At 38.2% G+C, this 23680-nt stretch carries 23 protein-coding genes and 1 pseudogene; 3 read left to right on the top strand and 21 right to left on the bottom strand.

The window, feature by feature from the left end; all coding sequences use genetic code 11:
• Nucleotides 1-134: 134 nt before the first annotated feature.
• From AO843_RS07355 to AO843_RS07315, 9 genes are all read right to left on the bottom strand, one after another.
• On the bottom strand, nucleotides 135-575 hold the full coding sequence (locus AO843_RS07355) for a BrxA/BrxB family bacilliredoxin (protein WP_054610476.1): 441 nt from the start codon (nucleotides 573-575) through the stop codon (nucleotides 135-137).
• A gap of 155 nt (nucleotides 576-730) precedes the next feature.
• Nucleotides 731-1828 carry a methylmalonyl Co-A mutase-associated GTPase MeaB gene (gene meaB, locus AO843_RS07350; protein ID WP_054610475.1) on the bottom strand — a complete coding sequence of 366 codons (1098 nt, stop codon included), beginning with the start codon at nucleotides 1826-1828 and terminating at the stop codon, nucleotides 731-733.
• The gene (gene scpA / locus AO843_RS07345) at nucleotides 1828-3981 is read right to left on the bottom strand and encodes a methylmalonyl-CoA mutase (RefSeq protein WP_054610474.1); all 2154 of its coding nucleotides are present in this window, start codon (nucleotides 3979-3981) and stop codon (nucleotides 1828-1830) included. The genes meaB and scpA overlap by 1 nt, the downstream gene beginning before the upstream one ends.
• Nucleotides 3981-5681 (bottom strand): methylmalonyl-CoA mutase family protein, encoded by a 1701-nt coding sequence (locus AO843_RS07340; RefSeq protein ID WP_054610473.1) that lies wholly within the window; start codon nucleotides 5679-5681, stop codon nucleotides 3981-3983. Before AO843_RS07340 ends, scpA begins: the two co-directional genes overlap by 1 nt.
• Nucleotides 5682-5802: 121 nt before the next feature.
• A complete protein-coding gene (locus AO843_RS07335; RefSeq protein ID WP_054610472.1) occupies nucleotides 5803-7134 on the bottom strand; it encodes a dihydrolipoamide acetyltransferase family protein in 1332 nt (443 codons plus the stop codon).
• 168 nt (nucleotides 7135-7302) lie between these two features.
• Nucleotides 7303-8286 (bottom strand): alpha-ketoacid dehydrogenase subunit beta, encoded by a 984-nt coding sequence (locus tag AO843_RS07330; RefSeq protein ID WP_054610471.1) that lies wholly within the window; start codon nucleotides 8284-8286, stop codon nucleotides 7303-7305.
• Entirely contained in the window at nucleotides 8286-9302 is a 1017-nt protein-coding gene (locus tag AO843_RS07325; RefSeq protein ID WP_054610470.1) for a thiamine pyrophosphate-dependent dehydrogenase E1 component subunit alpha, read from the bottom strand. Before AO843_RS07325 ends, AO843_RS07330 begins: the two co-directional genes overlap by 1 nt.
• Nucleotides 9303-9387: 85 nt before the next feature.
• Nucleotides 9388-10815 (bottom strand): dihydrolipoyl dehydrogenase, encoded by a 1428-nt coding sequence (lpdA, locus tag AO843_RS07320; RefSeq protein ID WP_054610469.1) that lies wholly within the window; start codon nucleotides 10813-10815, stop codon nucleotides 9388-9390.
• Between the two features lie 185 nt (nucleotides 10816-11000).
• Nucleotides 11001-12095, bottom strand: a complete 1095-nt coding sequence (locus AO843_RS07315; protein ID WP_054610468.1) for a Leu/Phe/Val dehydrogenase — start codon at nucleotides 12093-12095, stop codon at nucleotides 11001-11003.
• 388 nt (nucleotides 12096-12483) lie between these two features.
• On the opposite strand from AO843_RS07315, the gene AO843_RS07310 reads away from it, so the two are divergent.
• Nucleotides 12484-12720, top strand: coding sequence for a DUF2627 domain-containing protein (locus AO843_RS07310; RefSeq protein WP_004231186.1), 237 nt, complete (start codon nucleotides 12484-12486; stop codon nucleotides 12718-12720).
• Between the two features lie 47 nt (nucleotides 12721-12767).
• Here AO843_RS07310 and AO843_RS07305 read toward each other — a convergent pair whose 3' ends face one another.
• The 9 genes and pseudogenes from AO843_RS07305 to AO843_RS07265 all read right to left on the bottom strand — a co-directional run bounded on the left by AO843_RS07305 (nucleotide 12768) and on the right by AO843_RS07265 (nucleotide 20478).
• A complete protein-coding gene (locus AO843_RS07305) occupies nucleotides 12768-13496 on the bottom strand; it encodes a glycerophosphodiester phosphodiesterase (RefSeq protein WP_054610467.1) in 729 nt (242 codons plus the stop codon).
• Entirely contained in the window at nucleotides 13489-15060 is a 1572-nt protein-coding gene (locus AO843_RS07300; RefSeq protein ID WP_054610466.1) for a DUF342 domain-containing protein, read from the bottom strand. Before AO843_RS07300 ends, AO843_RS07305 begins: the two co-directional genes overlap by 8 nt.
• A gap of 333 nt (nucleotides 15061-15393) precedes the next feature.
• On the bottom strand, nucleotides 15394-15579 hold the full coding sequence (locus tag AO843_RS07295; protein ID WP_054610465.1) for a hypothetical protein: 186 nt from the start codon (nucleotides 15577-15579) through the stop codon (nucleotides 15394-15396).
• A gap of 261 nt (nucleotides 15580-15840) precedes the next feature.
• Nucleotides 15841-15999: pseudogene (locus AO843_RS07290) on the bottom strand (sporulation initiation factor Spo0A C-terminal domain-containing protein); the annotation flags it as partial.
• 112 nt (nucleotides 16000-16111) lie between these two features.
• Entirely contained in the window at nucleotides 16112-16387 is a 276-nt protein-coding gene (locus AO843_RS07285; protein WP_054610463.1) for a hypothetical protein, read from the bottom strand.
• 422 nt (nucleotides 16388-16809) lie between these two features.
• The gene (locus tag AO843_RS07280) at nucleotides 16810-17970 is read right to left on the bottom strand and encodes an acyltransferase family protein (RefSeq protein ID WP_054610462.1); all 1161 of its coding nucleotides are present in this window, start codon (nucleotides 17968-17970) and stop codon (nucleotides 16810-16812) included.
• Nucleotides 17971-18241: 271 nt separating this feature from the next.
• Nucleotides 18242-18817 (bottom strand): recombinase family protein, encoded by a 576-nt coding sequence (locus AO843_RS07275; RefSeq protein ID WP_054610461.1) that lies wholly within the window; start codon nucleotides 18815-18817, stop codon nucleotides 18242-18244.
• Nucleotides 18818-19180: 363 nt separating this feature from the next.
• Nucleotides 19181-19567: a phBC6A51 family helix-turn-helix protein gene (locus AO843_RS07270; protein WP_054610460.1), complete on the bottom strand. Its 387-nt coding sequence runs from the start codon at nucleotides 19565-19567 to the stop codon at nucleotides 19181-19183.
• Between the two features lie 113 nt (nucleotides 19568-19680).
• Nucleotides 19681-20478, bottom strand: a complete 798-nt coding sequence (locus AO843_RS07265) for a hypothetical protein (protein ID WP_054610459.1) — start codon at nucleotides 20476-20478, stop codon at nucleotides 19681-19683.
• A gap of 936 nt (nucleotides 20479-21414) precedes the next feature.
• Here AO843_RS07265 and AO843_RS07260 point away from each other — a divergent pair.
• The gene (locus tag AO843_RS07260; protein ID WP_054610458.1) at nucleotides 21415-21747 is read left to right on the top strand and encodes a hypothetical protein; all 333 of its coding nucleotides are present in this window, start codon (nucleotides 21415-21417) and stop codon (nucleotides 21745-21747) included.
• Nucleotides 21748-21956: 209 nt separating this feature from the next.
• Here the strand turns inward: AO843_RS07260 and AO843_RS07255 are convergent, their stop codons facing one another.
• Nucleotides 21957-22214 carry a hypothetical protein gene (locus AO843_RS07255; RefSeq protein WP_054610457.1) on the bottom strand — a complete coding sequence of 86 codons (258 nt, stop codon included), beginning with the start codon at nucleotides 22212-22214 and terminating at the stop codon, nucleotides 21957-21959.
• Between the two features lie 112 nt (nucleotides 22215-22326).
• On the opposite strand from AO843_RS07255, the gene AO843_RS07250 reads away from it, so the two are divergent.
• On the top strand, nucleotides 22327-22563 hold the full coding sequence (locus AO843_RS07250; RefSeq protein ID WP_054610456.1) for a helix-turn-helix domain-containing protein: 237 nt from the start codon (nucleotides 22327-22329) through the stop codon (nucleotides 22561-22563).
• A gap of 37 nt (nucleotides 22564-22600) precedes the next feature.
• Here AO843_RS07250 and AO843_RS25560 read toward each other — a convergent pair whose 3' ends face one another.
• Nucleotides 22601-23104 carry a HEPN domain-containing protein gene (locus tag AO843_RS25560; RefSeq protein ID WP_156313943.1) on the bottom strand — a complete coding sequence of 168 codons (504 nt, stop codon included), beginning with the start codon at nucleotides 23102-23104 and terminating at the stop codon, nucleotides 22601-22603.
• 6 nt (nucleotides 23105-23110) lie between these two features.
• Nucleotides 23111-23533: an ApeA N-terminal domain 1-containing protein gene (locus tag AO843_RS25555; RefSeq protein WP_369814414.1), complete on the bottom strand. Its 423-nt coding sequence runs from the start codon at nucleotides 23531-23533 to the stop codon at nucleotides 23111-23113.
• Nucleotides 23534-23680: the final 147 nt, after the last annotated feature.

Raw genomic sequence — 23680 nt, 5'->3', positions numbered from 1 at the left:
TATTTAGCCAATATTGCAAAAATTTTAATGTTGAACTATCTATACATGATAATAAGTAGGAAGCCTACATAGATTGATCTTCTATGAGGCTTTTCTACTTAGTTATAAAGGATTGTTCTTATGCAAGAATTGAATTAAAGTTCGTCACAATATTCTTCAAAGTTTGCTTGTAAGTTTGTCACGACTGACATTGGGTCATGTCCTTCAATTTCATAACGACCCACTTCAGCAACTACTTGTCCATCTTTTAATAGTACGAATGATGGTGAAGAAGGTAGGTGATCTTCCCCAAAATGATAACGTGCTGCTGCAGTAGCTTCTTTATCTTGCCCTGCAAATACTGTTACCAAATGATCAGGACGTTTATCATAATGTACACATTGTGCTGCTGCTGGACGAGCAATACCACCCGCACAACCACATACTGAGTTCACCATAACTAATGTTATACCTGGACGAGCAAATGCCTCCTCAACGGCCTCTGGTGTTTTTAGCTGTTCGTAACCAGCTGTCTCAATTTCAGCACGTGCTGTTTTTAAAATTTCCTGCATAAATAAATCGTAATCCATATTCATATAGCGATAGCTCCTTTCAAATCGCGTCAATTCAGCTTAATATAGTAGGTATATGACGCTCATACATCTCTTATCATAGCAGTTTGCAACGAATTTGTGCACCCACTTGCTCATAGTATGTCATTTGAATTGATGAAGCTTTTCATCAGACAAGCTTACTTGTCTACCTGTGCTTCACTAAATAAACGATCTACACCTTGCGTAACAGTCAACTGTCCACTTAAAATTTGACGTTCCAACAGCTGTACATGTGCTTTACGTTGTGAATTTCCATAAAACATGTCTATTAAATGATCGGTAATCATGGATTGGAACCACTCTTTTGTTTGATTTTGACGTCGAGTAGCCCAATAACTATTTGTTTCAACAATTTGTTTAAATTCTTCTATGGTTCCCCAAACCTTATCGAGTCCTCTTTTTTCCAATGAGCTAACAGGCATTGCAGTTGACATCCAGCCGGGTGTGGCAGGCTGTAAAAAATGCAAAATCTGTTTATACTCTGCAACGGTTTTTTTGGCAAGTCGCACATTATCACCATCCGCTTTATGCACAACAATTGCATCGGCTAACTCCATAATGCCCTTTTTCATGCCCTGCAATTCATCTCCTGCACCCGTTAAAACAAGTAACAAGAAGAAATCAACCATGCCACGGACATAGGTTTCACTTTGTCCGACACCAACTGTTTCAATTAAAATGACATCATAATCTGCTGCTTCACAAACTAACATCGTTTCACGTGTCTTTTTGTGAACACCCCCTAGGGTACCGGCTGATGGTGAAGGTCGTACAAAGGCAGTGGGCTTCTTGACGAGCTCCTCCATGCGTGTTTTATCACCTAATATGCTCCCCCCTGATAAAGAAGAGCTTGGGTCAATCGCAAGGACTGCTACGCGTTTTCCCATATCGCAAAGCATTGTTCCGAAAGCCTCAATGAATGAGCTCTTCCCTGCTCCGGGAACACCTGTAATACCGATTCGAATACTATTTCCTGTATGCGGTAGAAGCTCTTGTAAAAGCTCTTGTGCTTGCACTTTATGAGTAGCATTTGAGCTTTCAATGAGGGTAATCGCTTTTGACAAATGTGTGCGAGAGCCCGCACGTACTTGTTGCGCAAGCTCTCGAATATTAACATTGTCAGCTTTTTTCTTCCGGAATTTTTTAGGTGTACCATATTGCATACCGTCGTGAGTTGCCTCAACTCCGTCCATCACAAATAGCGCACTTTTTTCCATTCCTTTGTTGTTGTCCATTATTCAGACACTTCCTCATAGCCTAAACGTTTGTAGATTTCTTCAATAATTTTCTGTGCGGATACTGGAATCACAGTACCTGGTCCAAAAATAGCTACTGCGCCAGCATTGTAAAGGAAATCATAATCTTGTGCTGGTATTACGCCACCCACAATTATGATAATATCTTCACGACCTAATTTTTCTAACTCTGCGATTAATTCTGGCACTAATGTTTTATGACCAGCTGCTAAAGATGAGACACCGATTACATGAACATCGTTTTCAACAGCCATTTGTGCTGCCTCAGCTGGCGTCATAAATAATGGTGAAATATCTACGTCAAAACCTAAATCAGCATAGCCTGTTGCGACAACCTTGGCACCGCGGTCATGTCCATCTTGTCCCATTTTGGCTACTAAAATACGTGGGCGACGGCCTTCGTTTTCAAGGAATTCTTCAGTCATCTGTTTCACTTCCGTAATTTGTTCCTCATCAGAGAAGTTGGCAGAGTAAACACCAGAAATAGAACGAATCACGGCCTTGTGTCTTCCCGAAACCGCTTCGATTGCATCTGAAATTTCACCTAAAGAGGCACGAGCACGAGCTGCATCAACTGCTATAGCTAGCAAGTTTTCTTCGCCATCTTGTGCAGCTTTCGTTAAACGGGCTAAATGTTTTTGAACCTCAGCTTCATCACGTGCAGCTTTCATCGCTTCTAAACGCTCAATTTGTTTTTGTCGCACAATTGTATTGTCAATATCTAGAATGTCAATTGGCTCTTCTTTTGCTAGGCGATATTTATTCACACCAACAATAGTTTCTGTTTTGGAGTCAATTTTCGCTTGGCGTTTAGCTGCTGCTTCTTCAACCTTCATTTTTGGAAGTCCCGTTTCAATTGCTTTCGCCATACCTCCAAGTTCTTCAATCTCTTCGATTAATGCCCAAGCAGATTTTGTGATTTCTTCTGTTAACTTCTCCACGTAGTACGAACCACCCCATGGATCAATCACTTTCGTCATTGCCGTTTCCTCTTGTAAAAATAACTGTGTATTACGTGCGATACGTGCAGAGAAATCAGTTGGTAGTGCAATAGCTTCATCCAGCGCATTCGTATGAAGTGATTGCGTATGTCCCATCGAAGACGCATTCGCTTCGATTAAAGTACGGGCTACATTATTAAATGGATCTTGCTCCGTTAATGACCAGCCGGATGTTTGTGAATGGGTACGTAATGCTAATGTTTTCGGATTTTTCGGATTAAACGTTGACATCATCTGAGCCCAAATACGACGTGCTGCGCGCATTTTAGCAACTTCCATGTAATAATTCATGCCAATTGCCCAGAAGAACGATAAACGTGGCGCAAAGGCATCGATATCAATCCCTGCTTTCAATCCTGTACGGACATATTCCAAACCATCCGCTAACGTATAGGCAAGCTCAATGTCATTTGTTGCGCCCGCTTCTTGAATATGGTAGCCAGAAATCGAAATAGAGTTAAATTTCGGCATAAACTTCGCTGTATATTCAAAAATATCTGCAATGATTTTCATCGACATAGTAGGTGGGTAAATATATGTATTACGCACCATATATTCTTTTAAAATATCATTTTGAATCGTTCCTGCTAATTTTTCTGGTGTTACCCCTTGCTCCTCTGCTGCCACAATATAGAAAGCGAGAACAGGTAGTACCGCACCATTCATCGTCATAGAAACGGACATTTGATCTAACGGGATTTGATCAAACAGAATTTTCATATCCTCGACAGAGTCGATGGCAACACCAGCTTTCCCTACATCCCCTGTTACACGTGGATGATCGGAGTCATAGCCTCGGTGAGTGGCTAGGTCAAACGCTACAGATAAACCCTTTTGTCCCATAGCAAGATTTCGTTTGTAAAAGGCATTGGATTCTTCAGCTGTTGAGAAACCAGCATATTGACGAACAGTCCAAGGGCGAGCTACATACATGGTAGGGTATGGTCCACGTGTATTTGGCGCAATACCTGCTACATCATTTAAATGTTTAGCATCTTTGATATCATCTTTTGTATAAATATCTTTTATTTCAATGCCTTCATTTGTCATAAACTTGTCGTCAGACGCTTGAGGTGTATTAGCTGTTAAAACTTTTTCTATTTCTACTGCATTAAAATTTGGCTTGCTCATCATTGGACCTCCTTCATGCTCGCAAACACTGACTGTAATTTTTCAATGATGTTCTGTCCCGCGAAAATAAAGCCGTTCAAACCATTTGCTAACCAAGCTTCTTCTTCGTCTTTAAATTTACCAGCAACATCCACAAACACATCCGCTGGTTTATTAGCTAAGATGGCATGTACAAGTTCCTTTGAATCATCATCATTACCTGCAATTACAACATATTTTGCCTCTGTTGCCTTTAGCCATGCTACTGCCTCTTCAACAGTTGCCACTGGTTCGCTTTTTTCTGGAACAAGACCAACTGTATTTAAGAAACCAGCAACAAAATCTGCTCTTGGTTTAGAGCTTTTTAACGTACCTAATGCTAAAATACCCGTTTTCACACCAGCTGCTGTCATTTCTGCACGTAGCTTTTCAAATGGGATAGCACTTCGTTTGATGCTAGCAAACACCGGATTTGTTTCACCTTCCAGTGCATCTGCTGGATTGGCATAAATATTTGTTCCAATCAATGATTGCTTTCGAATTTGTGTGGCTTGAATACGAGATTGATAGGATTTTTCCACTTCTTCTGCAAGTTTGCCAGATGCTGTGTATTCATCAATACCGCCAGCTGCCTCTATTTCTAAGAATAACGCCCATGCTTCTTTGACAAAGTCTGCCGTTAATGACTCGATAAAGTAAGAACCACCTGCAGGATCTATTACCTTTAAGACATTTGTTTCTTCTTTTAAAATTAATGACACATTACGAGCAATACGTACTGATTGTTCTGTAGGCTTTGTTAACACATCATGTGGATGAACCGTAAAGAGATCAGCACCACCGATTAAACCAGAAAGCGCTTCATTGGAAGAACGTAAAAGATTCACATATACATCCAATTTAGAGAAGCTTCTCAATGATGTTTCAGCAACTGTCGGTATTTTTACATTGTCTGTAACACCATATGCGGATGAGAACGCTTTCCAAAGTACTTTAAAAGCACGGAGTTTTGCAATTTCTGTAAAGAATTGTGTATCGACAGCAAAGGATACAAAAAACTTCTTCGAGAATGCTTCAAAGCTTTCTTCCTGATCCACAAATTTTGCTGCTAATGCAAGTGCATAGGCTAATTCTTGAACTGCATTGGCACCTTCATTATGATAAATGACTGTGTTTGCGCCGACTGAGCGCACGCTCGGAAATGCGTTTAAAGAGATTGGGTGGTTCGAAACGATGAAACCTTTCACAGCTCCCCGCTGGTCCACTTCAATTTTATCAAATACTGTTAATAGTGGGTCTTTTGTATCTTCAATAGTAATTTTAAATGAATATTCTGAGAAATATGATGCTAATTTGACCAATACATCTTCTGTCCAGTCAAAATTAACACGGCTATCAATTGTAATAACTTCATTACCTCGAGCTAAACTGTCCTCAAGCTGTGCAAAAAATGCTTCACTTGTATCAGCATGAACTTGCTGAGCCACTTGAAATGCTTGATTATCTTGTAGGGAACGGATTGTGGCAACTTGTCGGTCAAGTTCATCGCCAAGCTTTGTTACTAAACTTTCCTGTGTGTAAATTGGCTGTAGTGTAACACCCTCATTTGTTTTTGTGAATAGAGACTCAAATGGTTTCCCTTTTAAAGCTTTGATTGCTGCATCTTGCCAGTCAGAATAGGCTGGCTTTTCAAATTCAATATTTTTCATGTTGTTTGACATGCGGACGCTTAATCAGCTTCCCCCCTTAGTAGTTTCTATTTGTTATTCTACATGACAATTTGCGACTCGAAAAGCATAAAAAAAATCGGAAACCCTTATACAACAGGTTTCCGACGAGTCATCAGTAGACTGACGTTGAAGATTTACTTGTATTTTCGAGTATTTCTTTTACTCTATTTAGGAATTTACCACATACTAGTCCATCCAACACACGATGATCTAAAGATAAACATAAATTCACAATATCACGTGCGGCAAACATTCCACCTGGCAAAATGACAGGTTTTTTTACAATACTCTCCACTTGGAGGATTGCCGCTTGTGGGTAATTAATGATCCCCATCGATTGAATAGAGCCAAATGCTCCCGTATTATTAACGGTAAATGTACCGCCCTTGATATCATCCATTGCTAATTTTCCAGTTCGAACTTTTATAGCAAGCTCATGAATTTCTTTAGCAATTCCTTTAATGGATTTTTCATCTGCGTGTTTTATAACAGGCACAAATAGTGCATCATCAGTCGCCACGGCAATCGAAATATTGATATCATGCTTTTGAATAATTTTATCCTCAGCCCACATAGAGTTCATCATTGGGAATTCTTTCAAGGCCTGAGCCACTGCTTTTACAAAGAAGGCGAAATATGTAAGATTAAAGCCTTCTTTTTGCTTAAATTCACTTTTTAAGCTATCTCGATAAGCAACTAAATCTGTCACATCCACTTCCATCATCATCCAAGCATGTGGAGCTTCGTGAACACTTCTTACCATATTATTAGCAATCGCACGACGGACCTTCGTCACTGGAATTTCAATATCTCCAGGCTGGATAGGTTGTACAGGTGCTGCTGGCTTTTCTCCCTGTTGTGGTTGAACAGGTGCTGTCGTTTGCATCGTTGATGGTGCCGGTGCCGCAGCAATTGCTGTTGGAATATTCCCTGTTTCAATGAGCTTTAACAAGTCTTTTCTTGTAATGCGACCACCTTCGCCAGTTCCTGTTACTTGATCGAGTGCAATATCATGCTCCTGTGCAAGTCTTAGAACTGCAGGTGAATAGCGTACTTTGTCCTTACGCGCTTCTTTTGGAGCAGCTGAAGGAGGAGTAGAAACCGGTTGTGGTGCCTCTTGTTTCTTTTGAACACCTGCATTTAAAATCGCTGTACTGACTGCAGATTTTTTTTCAGGTGGCGGTGGCGGTAATTCACTATCCCCTGCAATTTCAATCGAGCATACGACTGCCCCTACCGGTAATGTTTGACCTTCTTCTGCAATTAACTCTGTAATAACCCCTTCAAATGACGATGGAATTTCTGCATTTACTTTATCTGTCACAACTTCTGCTAAAGGATCATATTTTTTCACTGTATCCCCAGGCTTCACAAGCCATTTTTCAATTGTACCTTCTGTTACACTTTCGCCGAGCTGTGGCATAGTAATATTTTGAACCGCCATCATTTATTCCTCCCATCAATTAAGCCTAGGCGTCATTGTACCTGATGCAGCGCTAAATCATTAGACGTAGATAGGCAAATAGACAGATTTTGACTTTCAAACGGCTAAGTCAAAATCTGTTCTTCCGTCTGAGGCTTTCACTTTTTTCAATCAGCCTTGCTTGGTTTGTTAAAATGCCGCAAGTTCTCGCATCGCACGTTCAACTTTATCAGGATTAATCATAAAATATTTCTCCATTGTTGGTGCATATGGCATTGCTGGCACATCAGGTCCTGCTAGACGTTGAATTGGTGCATCAAGCTCAAATAAACAATGTTCCGCTATAATTGCGGCAACTTCACTCATGATGCTGCCTTCTTTATTATCCTCTGTGACAAGTAATACTTTTCCTGTCTTACTTGCCGCCTCAATAATTGCTTCCTTATCAAGTGGATAAACCGTACGAAGGTCAAGTATATGAGCAGAAATTCCATCTGCAGCAAGACGCTCTGCAGCTTGTAGGGCAAAGTGTACAGCTAAACCATAAGTAATGACCGTCACATCATCCCCTTCACGCTTCACGTCTGCCTTCCCGATAGGTAAAGTGTAATCCTCTAGCGGTACTTCGCCTTTAATTAAACGATAAGCACGTTTATGTTCAAAGAATAATACTGGATCTTCATCACGAATAGCTGCTTTCAGCAATCCTTTAGCATCATATGGTGTTGAAGGAATAACTATTTTCAATCCAGGTGTCCCTGCAAAAAGGGCTTCAACAGATTGAGAATGATAAAGCGCCCCGTGAATTCCTCCACCAAAAGGTGCACGAATTACCATAGGACAAGTCCAATCGTTATTAGAACGGTAACGAATTTTGGCTGCCTCAGAGACGATTTGGTTGACAGCTGGCATAATGAAATCAGCAAATTGCATTTCAGCGATTGGACGCATACCATACATCGCTGCCCCAATACCAACCCCTGCAATAGCACTTTCTGCAAGTGGCGTATCAAGTACACGGTATTCACCGAATTGATCGTACAAACCAGTCGTTGCTTTGAATACACCGCCCTTACGACCAACGTCCTCCCCTAAAATGAAAACTCGTTCATCACGTTCCATTTCTTCTTTCATTGCTAATGTAATCGCATCAATATAAGACATTACTGCCATTACACGTCACCTCCGTCCACTGGTGCATAAACATATTTCATGGCATCTTCTGGTTGTGCATATGGAGCCGCTTCTGCATAATCGGTAGCTTCATTTACTTCCGCCATGACACGCTCTTCGATTTCAGTACGTACGTTTTCAGTCAATACGCCAGCATCCATTAGATACTTTTCAAATAACACAATCGGATCTTTGGCCTTGCCTTCTGCAATGTCTTCTGCCGTACGATATTGACGGTCATCATCATCCGAAGAATGGGCCGTCAAACGATATGTTACCGTTTCGATTAAGCTTGGGCCCTCTCCATTTCGTGCACGATCGGCTGCCTCTTTTACCACTTTGTAGACTTGTAATGGACATTTTCCATCAACGGTCACGCCTGGCATACCATAGCCAATTCCACGATCAGAAACTTTCGCACAGCCTAATTGGCGTTCAACAGGTACAGAGATGGCATATTGATTGTTTTCTACCATGATAATAACTGGTAACTTATGAACACCAGCAAAGTTTGCCCCTTCATGGAAATCCCCTTGGTTAGAAGAACCTTCACCAAGTGTCACGAAAGATACAAAATCTTCTTTTTGTAGACGTCCTGCAAGTGCAACCCCAACTGCGTGCGGAACTTGCGTTGTAACAGGCGAAGATCCTGTTAAAATGCGATTTTTCTTTTGACCAAAATGGCCTGGCATTTGACGCCCACCAGAGTTTGGATCTTCTGCTTTGGCAAATGCAGATAACATCAATTCTCTTGGTGTCATACCAAAATGTAAAACAACGCCCATATCACGATAATATGGCGCAATATAATCCTTATCTTTATTGAGTGCAAAGGCTGCCCCAACTTGTGCTGCCTCCTGCCCTTGACAAGAAATAACAAACGGAATTTTACCAGAACGGTTTAGTAACCACATACGCTCATCTAATCTTCTGGCCATTAACATTGTTTCGAACATAGCAAGTACATCTTCATTTGACAAACCTAAATCTTCATGTTTGATTTGAACATCTTGCATACGAACACCCCTTTCGTATTATAGAGAATAACTATCTTATCCTATAACCCCATATTTGGATACGTTAGTTATGAAATTCAGAAAATTAAAAATGGATAGCACGATCATCAACTGCTAAAGCAGATTCCACTAAAACCTCATTTAATGATGGGTGTGGATGGATCGCCTGACTAATTTCCCATGGTGTAGCATCCAACAATTTAGCTAGTGATGCTTCTCCAATCAAATCTGTCACGTGTGGCCCTACCATATGAATACCCAAAATATCATTTGTTTCTTCATCAGCAATAATTTTTACAAAGCCTTCTGTTTCTCCATTTACTAATGCTTTACCAATTGCCTTAAACGGGAATTTACCAATTTTCAATGCATAACCTTGCTCTTTAGCAGAAACTTCTGTTAATCCGATGCTGGCAACCTCTGGATATGAATAAACACATTTCGGTACCTTCAGATCATCTATATGCTCTGTTTTACCTGTCGCTATATGCTCAATCGCTGACAGTCCTTCATGCGAAGCAACATGTGCTAACTGTAAGCCACCTATCACATCCCCAATGGCATACATATGTGATTCCTTCGTTTGATAAGAAGCATTCACTTTAATAAAGCCTTTTTCCACTTCGATTTCTGTATTTTCCAAACCGATGTCTTGCGTGTTGGCTTCACGGCCTACACAAAGTAATAGTTTATCTGCCTCAAAGATTTCTTCCTGATCATTTACTTTTGCGGAAATGAAAACGTTATCATTTTCAATTTTGAATGTATCTGTATCTAAACGAGCATTCGTAACGATGCGGACTCCTCGCTTTTCAAGCTGTTTTGTTACTTCTTTTACGATGTCTGCATCTTCCGCTGGTAAGATTGTTGGACCATATTCTACCACTGTTACATATACACCAAAATCACAAAGCATAGATGCCCACTCAATTCCAATGACACCACCGCCAACGATTAACAATGATTTTGGTAAATTTTCAAGTTCCAAAGCATGATCTGAATTCATCACATATTGACCATCAACTGTTAATCCTGCCATACCTCGCGGCTTCGAACCAGTTGCAACCACAACATTGGTTGGCACAAGCATTTCATTCTCTTGACCATTGGACATTTCTACAGAAATCGTTCCCGGCATAGGAGAGAAAATAGATGGGCCTAAAATTCGTCCTGTACCATGATAAACATCTATTTTGCCTTTTTTCATCAGTGTATTCACACCTTGGCTTAATTGCTCAACGATTGCTTGTTTCCTAGCTTGAACTTTGTCAAATTGCAATGTCACACCTTCAATTTCGACACCATATTCACTAGCCGTTTTATTAGCCATACGATATACTTCTGCACTTCGAAGTAAGGCTTTACTTGGAATACAACCTTTATGCAAGCATGTTCCGCCTAAACGCTCCCGCTCTACAATAGCTGTTTTCAAGCCTAGTTGCGCAGCTCGGATGGCCGCAACATAACCGCCTGTACCTCCACCTAAAATGACAACATCATAATTTTGAGCCATGTTTATTCCCCCTTTTGAGAAAAGTGCTAAAGTATTCTATCTATTAAACAATCACCTTGCCAATTTTATAACGGTCAGTTCTTGCTTAAGAAGAGCTTTAGCTTTACTTCACGACGCTCTTATTTGTTGTTTAAAATTAGAAGAAGTCGACAATGCGACTTCTCCAAATTTTTAAACCGTGTATATTAGCGACCGTGTAAAATATTTTTTTCATTTTTTAAGAATTGGCTGCGAGATTTTGCTACACGCGCAATGCGTTCTTCTGCTAAACGATTCGCTGCCACATATGTTGGAATGCCATCTCGTTTTGAAATAGCAAAGATCTTTTCAATACTATCATAAATACCATCAACGCGTTTCAGAGCACGTTCACGATTATAACCATATAATTCATCCGCAACGTTAATAACGCCACCAGCATTGATTACATAGTCTGGTGCATAAACAATACCTAATTCATGTAGATAATCACCATGACGTGAATCTTTTAACTGGTTATTAGCTGATCCAGCAATTACTTTTGCTTTTAGTTGTGGAATTGTTTCATCATTTAAAATAGCACCTAAAGCACAAGGTGAGAAAATATCAACGTCCTGCGCATAGATTTCATCTGGTGCCACTGCAATTGCGTCAAAGTCATTCACAACTCGATCAATTGCTGCTTGATTGATATCTGTTACAACAAGTTTTGCCCCTTCATTATGTAAATACTCGCAAAGCTTGTAGGCTACATTTCCTAGACCCTGTACAGAAACTTTTAATCCTTCTAATGATTCTGAACCAAAAGCTTCTTTTGCAGCTGCTTTCATACCACGGTAAACACCATATGCCGTTACTGGAGATGGGTTCCCTGATGAACCAAATGCAGGTGAAATTCCTGTTACATAATCTGTTTCCTCATGGATTAAATCCATATCTGTCACCGTTGTACCTACGTCTTCTGCAGTAATATAACGGCCATTCAAGCCTTGGATGAAACGACCTAGTGCACGGAACATTTCTTCGTTTTTATCTTTAAATGGGTCACCGATAATGACCGTTTTCCCACCGCCAAGGTTTAAACCAGCTGCAGCATTTTTGTAGGTCATACCTCGTGCTAAACGCAACGCATCCTCAATTGCATTTTCCTCTGATGCATATGTCCACATACGTGCCCCTCCTAATGCTGGTCCAAGTGTTGTATCATGGATAGCGATAACCGCTTTTAACCCTGATGCTTCATCTTGGCAAAATACCAATTGTTCATAATCATACTTTTCCATATACTTGAAGATTTCCATGAAACTCGCCCCTTTGCTTTGGAAAGTGCATCCCCAAATGCCCGTCCCAATCAAGTTTTTTCTAACAATCTTTTCTTTGTTGTCCTCTTCTCAGCAAGTACTGAGCCCCTCTTTTCAGTAGGTTTTTAGACCCCTAATACAGGAAGAAGAAAATTGTTTAGTAATGGATAATATTGCTCCACTTATTTTTACAATACTGACAAATTCACAATTTCGCAACTATTATTACATATTCTTATTTAAGTAAGAATTTTCTAAACATTCAGTTACAAAACCTATTTTATGTCCTCCCTAGTTTTGAGGAACCATTATTATATTGATGTCTACCCTTTCTTGACATTCCCCCATCCACAGGTACAATTAATCATAGGAATAAGGAGGGATATATATGGCCCGTTTAGCTGCATTTATTGTAATGCTTATTCCAGGTCTTATGGCTGCAGGTGGCATTAAATTTATGCGTGATACATTGTTTGGTAAGCTTATTTCGCCTTTCCCATTTTTATGGCTACAATTTGTAGTTGGTGTAATATTCTTTGTTATAGGCTTTGGTTTTTTCGCAGGATTTTTACTACATCGCGACCGCAAAAATGGAAAAGTAGCACCGCGCTTCCAAAAAAAATAAAAATAGCTATCCAAATAAGTCCATTTTGACTTACTGGATAGCTATTTTTATACACGCTGCTGTGTGGTCTTGACTTTATCAGGATAATCCGTAATCCAACCAATAACAGCATGATGAGGATTCGTTAAGAATGGTTCAGTACCATCAATTGCATAAAAACGACAAGCTTTGCCACTGACTACACATGCCTCCAAGTATCTTGGTTTGTAGTACCTTTTATGCATATGAACAGTATCAGCCGCTTTGTAATCAGCTAACAAATCCCATTTTACTTTTTTCGTGGCAATCAGAGCCGTTTCGTATTCAGGTCTATGTTTTTTCACAATCTCCAGAAGTTCGTAGTGAAACGATGAGAAGTGGCTCCCTACTGGCAATGTTAGGCCTTGAAGAAATTCACCCAGCCCAATTTGATTGTCTAGAATGGTGGATTTTAATTCAATATTTAAAGGGAGCTTGTGCGTTTTAGCCCATGCTAAAACTGCATCAAATGCTGGCATTTTAAATGATGAGAAGAAACGCCTCCAAGGCTTGCCGAGTTTAAAACTCAATAACTCTTCCATCGTACAATCACTCACCAGTTTATTGATACCTACCAATCTTGACAGTTGTGGATCATGGTATACTATAGGATAACCCTCTTTAGAAAATTGGATGTCTAACTCAATGCCATCAGCCCCAAGCTCCAATGCCTTTTCGAAAGCTTTAAAGGTATTTTCTAGCGCATAGGCTGAAGCTCCTCGATGTGCAAACACTGGAATATAGGACGAATTAGACATTTAATTCACCAAACTCTAGCAGAAATTTACCATTGGTCATTTTGCTTAATAAAGATGATTTTTTTCCAATTTGAATATAAGTACCTGGATGTGCTTCCTTTGTCACAACAATCTCTTCTTTTCCAACATGACGCATTTCATCCATTAACAGTTTTATTTCACGATCTAATGTTACAGCTTCAGCCTTTAATTTTGATAAAGCTTGCTTTGTCTCTTCAAAGGATGCCGTTTGTTCTTTAGACATTTGGTTGAGGTATGGTAATAAGCTTTTCATTTTGGACTCATGTGTTGAAATTTCTGTTTGTAACTCTTTAAGCTGTACTGCTTTCTCCTGCATAACCGAATTATTTTCTTGCTTATTGACACTTTCAATAATCAAATCTGTTCGACGCTCCAATCGGTTACCTGATATGGCAGTGACAATCGTATTTTTAGCTACCGCACGTCCTCCAATAATTTTACCTTTTCGTTCGTCCACAAAAATAGAGTGAGCAGTAAGTTGCGATCCTAATGCATAGAAACCAATATGAATACTATCCGCTGCAACCAAATTTGCTTCATTGACATGTTTGACAAAAATATTGCCACCTGCTTCTACGACAGTTGAACCAAGACCAAAAATGCCTCCCCGAATATAAACATCGCCTTCAATGGATTTAATAAGTTTGGCACCGCTTACACCCTCAGCACCATCAATGGATATATCGCCAGTTGCAATAACCGTATAGCCATTTGTTACTGTTCCTTTAATACTAAGAGAACCATTAAATTCTAGATTACCTGTTTCAACGCCAACATCACCGTTAATAGGTAGGTGTCTGTTTACACCGATCATACCTTTCACATCATCTAGAACACCAGCAATTTTCGAGCGGATCACAACTTTCCCGTCCTCTTCCACTTCATATGCTGATTTTGTATCGTATCGGATCGGAAAATCGCGCCCTGGTGCCGCAGCCACTACTTCACCTAGCACATTTTTCCCTGGTTTACCTAATGTAGCAGGAATCTTTTCACCTAGCCATGAGCCTTCCGAAATTTCTGAAATAAAATTCATATCAAAGTAATCCGCTTTTCCATCATCACGAATGACCGGTTTTCTCTCCGGTTTAGGTAAGTATGTAATTTGTGCATCCATGCCTGCTATAGGTGGTTGCCCCTGTGCAATTAAAAATGCTTTTCCTGGTTCAGCCTTCGAAATATCAAAATCTAATATACCATGCACAATTTCATTTTCAGCAAGTGTTTCTCGTATTTGCTGTGTCAGCTTTTCTTTATGATTTGCAATATATTCGTTTGTTTCATAGATAAAAATAGAGGCTGACATTTTATCACGGGCAATTTCAGCTTCAATATTTGGAAGCCAGCGGCCAATTTCTACTGGACTAGTGTTTTGGGTTGACAACACGTTTTTTAAAATTGAAAAATTAGACAATTTAAGTCGTGGATGACTTCGTAGGATGCTATCAAATTCTTTTAATGGGAATCCGGCACTAAAAGTAAGCATAAATACCTTGCCATTCTCTTCAGAAATTTCGAAGTTTTCATTTCGAACTAGAATCAAGCTACCTCCTCCTTCCCTCTATATGTAAGTATATACAATCCACTTACATTTGTTTAGAGACCATTGTCACTAACGAGAAAGAAAATAGTACTACTTAATCATTAAAACATCCAACTATATTTTATTTTCCATAAACACAATAAGGTATTTAGAACCAACAATTTGTTTATTATTTTGGTTTTTTAATAAAACTTTCCTTAAAATCAAGGTTATTCTATTAGGATAATTTGAACAAATAGTATTCCATAGATATATATCATAGTGTATGATCGTCATAAAAAATGAATAATAACAGGTCTTTAGAACTATAAAACATTCAGGAATTAAGGCTCTTTATTCAAGATAACTCTTAATATTTCCAATTTGGAAAGTAGAACCAAGTTGTCCCACCTGCTCCTTTGTCAAATATTGTACACTTATTTCACCATCTAATACTAATCGCACTTCAAATAAATGTTCCTCTATTTGTGTAATCTCTATCGAATCCATTCCATCTAATTGAAAATTGACACTTTTCATCTTTATCACCCGCTTCTACAGTAGTTTCCATTTATCATTCGATTATTGACCATCTTGCTATTTTTTATCGGATTCAGACTTCGTTTCATGACTTTCGCTGAATATAGTTACAGATATTTCCGCAGCATTTTTCTCAATGAAGGCAAAAAATACGCCCTCTTAAACAGGAATGTCTAAAAAGGCGCTCATAATATGCAAAGTATAATAGCTGTATATGTGAGTGTTGTATATGTTTAATTTATCAGACGGTTAAAGTTGTCATTAGCTAGCCATCATATCGATGCGGATTTTGTCTGCGATCATAGCAATGAATTCGCTATTTGTTGGCTTGGACTTCAAATGATGGACTGTATAGCCAAACATCGACGAAATGGATTCATAATTGCCACGATTCCACGCCACTTCGATAGCATGACGAATTAGATAACATTTATATAGCGAAAGTTTACCGGCCATTCTACCGGAAGCCTTCGCAGTTTTTCAAGACTTATATTTACCGATAATATTACACCACATTATTTAGTAAGTAAACTTAAAATGGATCATTATTAACAATTGTATTAATACGGGCCAAAACTCGCTGTCTCTCCATATACTCTATTAATGCCCGAATCCCAAATTTAACGTTATTAGTTTCCTCGATAATTCTAATCATAACATAATACGCTTCTGCCTCTAACGGCGTAAAATAATTGTTCCCACGGCGATTCATTGCAAAACCCGGAATAAAGTAACGTACTTCTTTCATATGGTTTTGAATTGTACGCTCACTTACCCCAGTCTTTTCATACATAGCTTTAGTATTCATTTTCTCTCCGATTTTAACATCGATGTTAAATTTATTAGCGCTACAATTAGCCTACATCACCAGTAAATATAATTCTAGTGGTAAAATCAGTCAAACCCTTGCGGCTCTAAGACTCAGCGTCAATTTTCCGTCGACGATATGATCTATTCTTCTATAACAACCGTTATATTCGCGGAGAGTACAATTTAACTTTGCGTCAGTTCTACGTTAAAAACTTCATTCAGACGACTCAAGACGGCCAACTATCCGATTCAGCGATTCTCGATGCTTCTGACAGCGCTGAATATTAACCGCCCGAGGTCAAAAAACAGCTCTAATATTAAACTAAAGCACCCCGTTAGCTGAACAAGAATCATTATTTTTATGACACATCATTATCCTACTAAGACAAAAGCCAGCATTATTGCTGGCTTTTTCATTTTTCACATCATTTTTTTGAGGTATGGAATCTTTCGCCATACAAAATGACTTAGCAAAAAACTTAGAATGATTCCTAAAAATGCTGTCATAAGAAATTTAGTCCAGACTGATATTGGTAGGTCATTCAATGTATATTGAAGGAAGACAACTACTGGGACATGGATGAAATAAACAACAAATACATTGTTTGATAACATCTTAGACCAACGATTAGTGCCGTTTATTTTTTCTCTAAATAAAATTAGAAGACCGATGACAAGCGAAATACACAGTAACGTCTCAATTAATGATCGAGCCAACGAACCGAAGTTTTGTCCACCCTTTAAAAGAAAAAGATCTATCGTATTTCCTCCAAAATACAAAATAATTACTATTGATACCCCAATAATAAGCCAGTTGTATCCTGCTCTCGTACTCATAGTTATAAACCATTTGCGATGATAGGCTATAATGCCTAAGCAGAAGAAACTCACATACTGTGGTACATGTGCAAATTCTGTTTGAATAAATCCTAAGAAACCTGTCCAATAATCAATAGGAAACCATATCCTTGTAGTGAAAGTCACTAAACTAACGACCAACCAGAGGGAGAGAATCTGATAAACCTTAATGTTTCCATCGTATTCTTTTGTGGATTTCTTAGATGTAAAGAAGGTCCAGACTGAAAACACAACCGCATACACAAGTAAATGCTCTAAAAACCATAAATGGCCAAATTGCATATCTGGCCATGAGGGCCCAGACCAATTCAGGGGTTTATTACCAAGTCCAAAAAATATATTAACATAGTAAGAAAAAAATGAGATGGGTTCATAATCTCTAAAATTAATGTAATATAAATACATCAGAATAGGAATTATCACGAGAAATCCCAGTAGTAATGGAATACCAATTCTAATTAGACGTTCTTTTAAAAACCGTTTCGGCCCTTTTCTCGCGATTGATTGAGGGAGAAAATAGGCTGATAAAAAGAAAAACATACTCATAAAGAATGCTGCATTTACAGAGAAAAATTTGCCCAACCAGTTGATAGATTTATCATCCAAAAAATACCACCAACCACCTGGTCCATAGGCTTGTCCAGCATGGTGAGCTACTACAAGCATAATTAAAGCTATTTTTATATTATCGATGAAATATAAATGATCACTCTCTTTTTTCACCTTTAAAACTCCTTTCCCATTAAAAGTTATACTTTAAATAATAGTAACGTATATTTCACTAATACTGGAAAAAGATTACATTATAGGTTAATAATATACTAACCTGCCCCGTTAGTTGATAGTAACAATATTTTGTAAAATTATCCATTATTTTTTCAAAACGAAAAAAAGTTGTGCGCAAGGTCCGAACAGCAGAAAGCGCCTGTTAGAACAAAGGGCTCTGGGGTCACGCAATTTCAACGCAAAAAAAGAACGATCAAGCAACGTTTGCTCAATCGTTAATTAATTCGTTTGCTTTTCGTTTTCTTCTTTCTCTCGCCAAAGTTGCGACTGAAATTCCCGTCTTTGCTTCGACTTCTTTATAACTATTAGATTTCAATAGCTGCATCGCGTTGTCTAAATGTTTCTTATCGAATTTCTTCGGTCTACCTTCTCGAAAGTCTTCGCACTGCTTTGCAATTGCTTTGCCTTCTTGCGTTCGCTCTATAATTAGATTACGCTCCATCTCAGCTACTGCCAATAGCGTAGTAAGGAAGAAGCGTCCCATAGTCGTATTCTCTAATAGTCCTACGTTAAGTACATGCACGCGTACACCACGCTCGAATAACGCCTCGACAACATCGATACCTTCTCTAGTGTTACGTGCTAATCGGTCTAGTTTCGTTACTACTAACGTATCACCTTCCGTTAACAACGCCATAACTTCATTAAATACAGGTCGATCCGTCTTAGTCCCCGTAAACTTCTCTTTATAGATTTGCGTACAGCCTTCCGATTCTAACAACTGGATTTGCGACTCTAAATCTTGCGCTACTGTTGACACTCGAGCATACCCGTATTTAGCCATTATATCGCCCCTAACTTTTGATAATAAGTTTTGATAACGTTTATAAGGCTATACTATCGCATCGGCAAAACTTTGTCAATACTGTTAAGTTTTGATAACGAAATAGCGTCATACCTAAACCCCTCAAGTTTCAGACCGCCCCGTCCAATCTGACTCTCTGCCCCTGTAATCTGCGTTAACATTACGTCATCTTACTTATGTAAATCGTATCAAATCCGAGTTTCTTCTATTATATGTAACGCAAAACTAACGTATTTTGCAAAGTAATGTGATCCCAAAGTGTTTTAAGGGCACGTCCATAAAAGGTGTCTACCCGATATTTTGCGCCCTAAAAAGTTCTCAAAAGAGTAAAAATGTAACATTTTATAATAGCGGTAAATCGTAGATTATATCCTCCAAGTTACGATACCCGTACCATCCTCCGCATAATTCCGCTAATGAAAACACTCGACGTCGCGTTATTCTATTGTACTCATTTCTCGTATGTTTAAACGCCTTATCGAGCAACCTATCGCACTCCTTTTGAAACGTCTTATCCTGCGTACGCCAGCGATATAATGTCATGCGCGTAATTTTACATAGGAACGCCACTTCTTCCATCTTTATATAACCGCTATTCTGCGCTAGAAGGACAACCGCCCGTACCTTCTTTTCTTTTCCGTTAAATTTTTCTCGTAACCTGGGGATGTTTTTATCACTTACAAGATACGGCTTAACATTGCGCTGCCCTACGATTAATCGATCGTACATAACGTCTCTCCTTTATATATTTAGTTCTTACGCAATTGGGCACAAAAAAAGACGACAAGCACCACTATAAAAGCCGATGCCTACCCGTTTGTTTTTATAATCCTATAGTACTCTTAGCCACGTTGCATCCTCTCCCTTTCGATTAATTTCGCTAGCCCATACGCAATCTTTTCGATGTCAGCTTCTTCACGTACTGTGAAGTTGTTGCCAGTGATAACGACACCGCCTCCCGAACTGCTGCCGTTGCCTTGATCGTATGATTTATTCTCTTGCGCAGTAAGAACGCGTTCCCCCTTATGCAATCTCGCATAATACGAATTGTAAGGAACTTCACTGATTCCGCTATAGTGCGATTTAGCGGCTCCGTCACTCTTGCCAGGCAGCAATTTCTTCGCCCAACTAACGGCACCGGAACCGATATTACCGATCCAATCAGGAACCTTTACCTTGCCGAGAATACTAGTGAACTCTCGTAGGTAGCCCGCCGCCTTGCTAATCCATCCGCCAACCTTTTCGAACACTGGTGACAATGCGTTAACAATTTCCGTAGCTGCTCCGAATGCTTGCGTAAATCCTCCGGCTAGGAATGCTACAAACGGACCGACGATCGTATCCCAAACAAAGTCGTACATCAATTGCAGGAAATCACCTAACGTATTTTCGATGTATAACGCATGAATATCCTTAACAATTTGATAAACTTGAATCGCTGCTAATGGATTGCTCCAATATATCGTGTATTGAACAGCATCCATATCGTTATAATGAAGCACGTCGATTATCGTTTGAAAACCTTCGTCAGTTTCAAATGTTGATTGTTTGATAATTACGTTGTTACTCAATAAAGCCTCGTTGTAATATAAATAGCTTTCTTTCTCCTCATTGAATATGCGGTTTAATGTTTGTGTCATAAAAAATCTCTCCTTTAGTAAATTAGTTTTTATTTGGTATATGAATTGCCGATTGATCGACGGAATTGCCTCCTACTACATACTCCTCGGTAAAAAGATATTTTTGATATCACTCCTCATAAAAACTTAGCTACTCTATATAGCACACTAAAACATCCGATTTGATATCACTTTTTGAAAAAAAGTTGAAATTGAATCTCCTACTATCATATTTGCGAATAAAAATTAATTTCATTAACACTTCCGATAAAAATTTGCCTCCTACTTTGTATACCCGAATGAAAATTCGGTTTCGGACATGTTTTTGATAATTTTCTTCCTTCACTTTACATAGGGAATTAAAATCAAAAATCGATATCACTTTTTATAAAATTTTCGTTCTACTATATACTGCACACTAAAGCCTCTGTTTTTGGGACAACTTCTACAAAATAATTTCACCTACTTACATTGGTCTGTAAAATCAAATTCTGTTAACACTTTTAAATCGCTACCTACTGACTTATATACATAAAATTTCCGTTTCGCACACTTTCAAGAAAAATAAATCAACCATTGTTTAAAACCTCCTTACTTGACTAATATAGATAAATTTTGAATTCCGCACACTTTACTCATAAAACAAGTCTAAATACCCACTAACTATATCGTAATTTTAAAAAATAACGGTCCTCACGCTGCAACATGAAAACCGTCATATAGTAAGAAGTAAGTTCGTAAATTCACCTTTGTTTTAGGCGTTATAGTCTTCGGTTGATAAATACGTCGACTTACGATTTAAAACTGTTTTTAGCCACGTTTATTAAGGCGAAATGAAGGCGATAAACTCCCTACTATATATACCCGAACTCAAACGCCTTTCTGGACGGGATTCCCTTAAAAAACACAATTTTTACTATAAATGGTGATATACTATAATAAAGGAGGGAATACATAGTGGAATTTAAATTTGGTGGCGGTTCTATTTTTCTACCACCCTTACATATTACGATTATTGCGATAATCATTATTTTTCTTTTAGTAAAGTGGAGCAAGCAATTAGAAACAAGACGTTTTACTATTTACTTATACTTTCTAATTAGTACTTACATTGCTCCAATCTTTTCTCGCAGCACAAAAGATGGTATCTTTCAGCTTTGGATTCCTTTAGGATTTATAGTAGTATTCTTTTACTTGTTTCGAAGTGAAAGAAATCATCCAGCTAAAATGAAAGCTAGTATTTTAGGGCTTTCCATAGCATTATATAATTTAATTCTTCAATATTTATGATGGATTTTTCTATTCCATTAACGGATACTCTGGTAATAAGATTAGAAAAGCTAGGCGTTGGCGCACCTAGCTTTCAACGACCATTGTTGGCGCAATGATCATTCGTATATGTTTGCTAAAGCCAGTTGGTGCTGACAATAGCATGTATATTGCCCGTAATGTTGGCGCAAAACGGACGCATCAACTCGTTGGCGCGAGTATGATTCAGTTTAAGCTGATACTTTCGGTGATTGCGCAAGGATCGCTAGCAATTCGATAGGTTCTGCTGCATCCAATTCGGAGAAGATAGAGCGTGCTTCATCATCCCACTTAAATAAAATCTCATTATCACCGATATACAAAATCGCATCATCTTCGTATCCTGGTTGCTTAAAGACTTCTAGATATACACCTTCAATAATCTGAGTTCTTTCTACAACATACGAATAACCTGGCTCAATTTCGAAAATTTGCATTTGAGTAATCATATAACAACCTCCCATTAATTTTTACTTTCGGTACGCTTACAAGTACCACTTCTGTTATCATTATATGGTACGCTATTGCGTAACGTCAAGTGTGTTTTAGGAGGAATTTTAAATGGCTAAGCAAGTAGTTGTTAAGATTGATTACATTATTGAAAAGTACAAGGTCGGCTCATTGAGAAAGTTAGCGGAGAAATGCGATATAAGACACGCAGCACTAAGCGAATTGAATAACGGTAAGAGAAGAAATATCAACTTTGGACATATCGAGAGGATCGCTGAGACTTTGGGGATTGAGGATATAACTGAGATAATTGATTTTGTAGAAGTAGACGAAGAAAAAGCGCTCTAGCATAATGCTTGGCGCTCTTATTATTCGACCTCGTTATTTATATGTTAGGAAGTTCAAAATTCCTTTCAGGTTTATTTGGCATAAACCAACTGTATTCTCCATCATTTAATAAACAATCCCTTATAATCTCTTCGGTAATACCAAGTTCTTTAAATAGGATACACATAAATATAACTTTTAATATCCTGTTATAATTTATAAAACAATTTAAACTATCATTAGTGGTTTTTTGATCATTGGGGTGTGTTAAATTATTCCTCGCCTTTTTAATATCTTGTATAAATTGCTCTACTTCCTCTTCCGTACTAAAGAATAATTCCCAAATACATTTATCAATACTAAAAATGGAATCAGATAACCTTTTTTGTAATGAATACTCATAACTATGGGTTAATCTCTCTTTTATAGAGTTTTTTAAACAGCTATCTAAATCTAAATTATTTATAAAATTAGAAATACTCTTCCTGTATGGTCTAAATTCCTTCTCAGAAATGTACCCTGTGCTATACATCATTCTATGATACCCTTCTATACCTTGCATATAATTTTAAAAAATAGTCTCTGAAAATTGCGCCAAATAAAAGTTAGATATCAGCAATTTTATAATTCCATATTGAGCTGGATTATCTACTAATGAAAACCACTTTTCTAAAATAGTCTCAAAAAAATTACCCACTGTTTGATAAGGAATAAGCAATTGGTTAAAGTCTAATGTACTATTGTGCTTAAAATCGATATAAGCATAGTTATAGTATGCTGCTCGTTGATTTCCTTGCATAAATTCCAAACTTAAAGTACCTATTCTTCTTCCAACTAATAAGGTGAACAAATCTTTGAGTTTAGAAAGCACTTCTAAAAACCATTGTTTTTCTTTTGGGTTCTTAGGAACTATTTGTATCTCGACCAACTGATGTAAACATACATTTCTGTGAAAAACTTGGTTTGTTTTATAAGACTGGACAAATCTTATCTCTACATCTTCGCTTTCTATAGAAACTTTGTATATTATCGGTTAACTTTTTTATTAATATCGCTTCAAGAAAATCATCATCTAAGTCACCATAAGAGAGTATAAAATATTTTGTGTAAATAACTGAAGACATAGAAAAAGGAAAAC

Origin of the sequence: Lysinibacillus sp. ZYM-1 (genome assembly GCF_001308875.1) — a bacterium.
Classification (GTDB): Bacteria; Bacillota; Bacilli; order Bacillales_A; family Planococcaceae; genus Lysinibacillus.
This window is presented reverse-complemented; position numbering and strand designations above follow the sequence as displayed.

Excerpts from the sequence above, each read along its gene's own strand:
- AO843_RS07250 (WP_054610456.1), top strand. The coding sequence starts at position 22,327 with ATGGCTAAGCAAGTAGTTGTTAAGATTGATTACATTATTGAAAAGTAC.
- AO843_RS07295 (WP_054610465.1), bottom strand. The coding sequence starts at position 15,579 with ATGAAAAGTGTCAATTTTCAATTAGATGGAATGGATTCGATAGAGATT.
- AO843_RS07285 (WP_054610463.1), bottom strand. The coding sequence starts at position 16,387 with ATGAATACTAAAGCTATGTATGAAAAGACTGGGGTAAGTGAGCGTACA.
- lpdA (WP_054610469.1), bottom strand. The coding sequence starts at position 10,815 with ATGGCTCAAAATTATGATGTTGTCATTTTAGGTGGAGGTACAGGCGGT.
- scpA (WP_054610474.1), bottom strand. The coding sequence starts at position 3,981 with ATGAGCAAGCCAAATTTTAATGCAGTAGAAATAGAAAAAGTTTTAACA.
- AO843_RS07310 (WP_004231186.1), top strand. The coding sequence starts at position 12,484 with ATGGCCCGTTTAGCTGCATTTATTGTAATGCTTATTCCAGGTCTTATG.
- AO843_RS07305 (WP_054610467.1), bottom strand. The coding sequence starts at position 13,496 with ATGTCTAATTCGTCCTATATTCCAGTGTTTGCACATCGAGGAGCTTCA.
- AO843_RS07330 (WP_054610471.1), bottom strand. The coding sequence starts at position 8,286 with ATGGCAGTAATGTCTTATATTGATGCGATTACATTAGCAATGAAAGAA.
- AO843_RS07255 (WP_054610457.1), bottom strand. The coding sequence starts at position 22,214 with ATGATTACTCAAATGCAAATTTTCGAAATTGAGCCAGGTTATTCGTAT.
- AO843_RS07275 (WP_054610461.1), bottom strand. The coding sequence starts at position 18,817 with ATGGCTAAATACGGGTATGCTCGAGTGTCAACAGTAGCGCAAGATTTA.
- AO843_RS07270 (WP_054610460.1), bottom strand. The coding sequence starts at position 19,567 with ATGTACGATCGATTAATCGTAGGGCAGCGCAATGTTAAGCCGTATCTT.
- AO843_RS07265 (WP_054610459.1), bottom strand. The coding sequence starts at position 20,478 with ATGACACAAACATTAAACCGCATATTCAATGAGGAGAAAGAAAGCTAT.
- AO843_RS07355 (WP_054610476.1), bottom strand. The coding sequence starts at position 575 with ATGAATATGGATTACGATTTATTTATGCAGGAAATTTTAAAAACAGCA.
- AO843_RS07335 (WP_054610472.1), bottom strand. The coding sequence starts at position 7,134 with ATGGCGGTTCAAAATATTACTATGCCACAGCTCGGCGAAAGTGTAACA.
- meaB (WP_054610475.1), bottom strand. The coding sequence starts at position 1,828 with ATGGACAACAACAAAGGAATGGAAAAAAGTGCGCTATTTGTGATGGAC.
- AO843_RS07325 (WP_054610470.1), bottom strand. The coding sequence starts at position 9,302 with ATGCAAGATGTTCAAATCAAACATGAAGATTTAGGTTTGTCAAATGAA.
- AO843_RS07315 (WP_054610468.1), bottom strand. The coding sequence starts at position 12,095 with ATGGAAATCTTCAAGTATATGGAAAAGTATGATTATGAACAATTGGTA.
- AO843_RS25560 (WP_156313943.1), bottom strand. The coding sequence starts at position 23,104 with ATGCAAGGTATAGAAGGGTATCATAGAATGATGTATAGCACAGGGTAC.
- AO843_RS07340 (WP_054610473.1), bottom strand. The coding sequence starts at position 5,681 with ATGTCAAACAACATGAAAAATATTGAATTTGAAAAGCCAGCCTATTCT.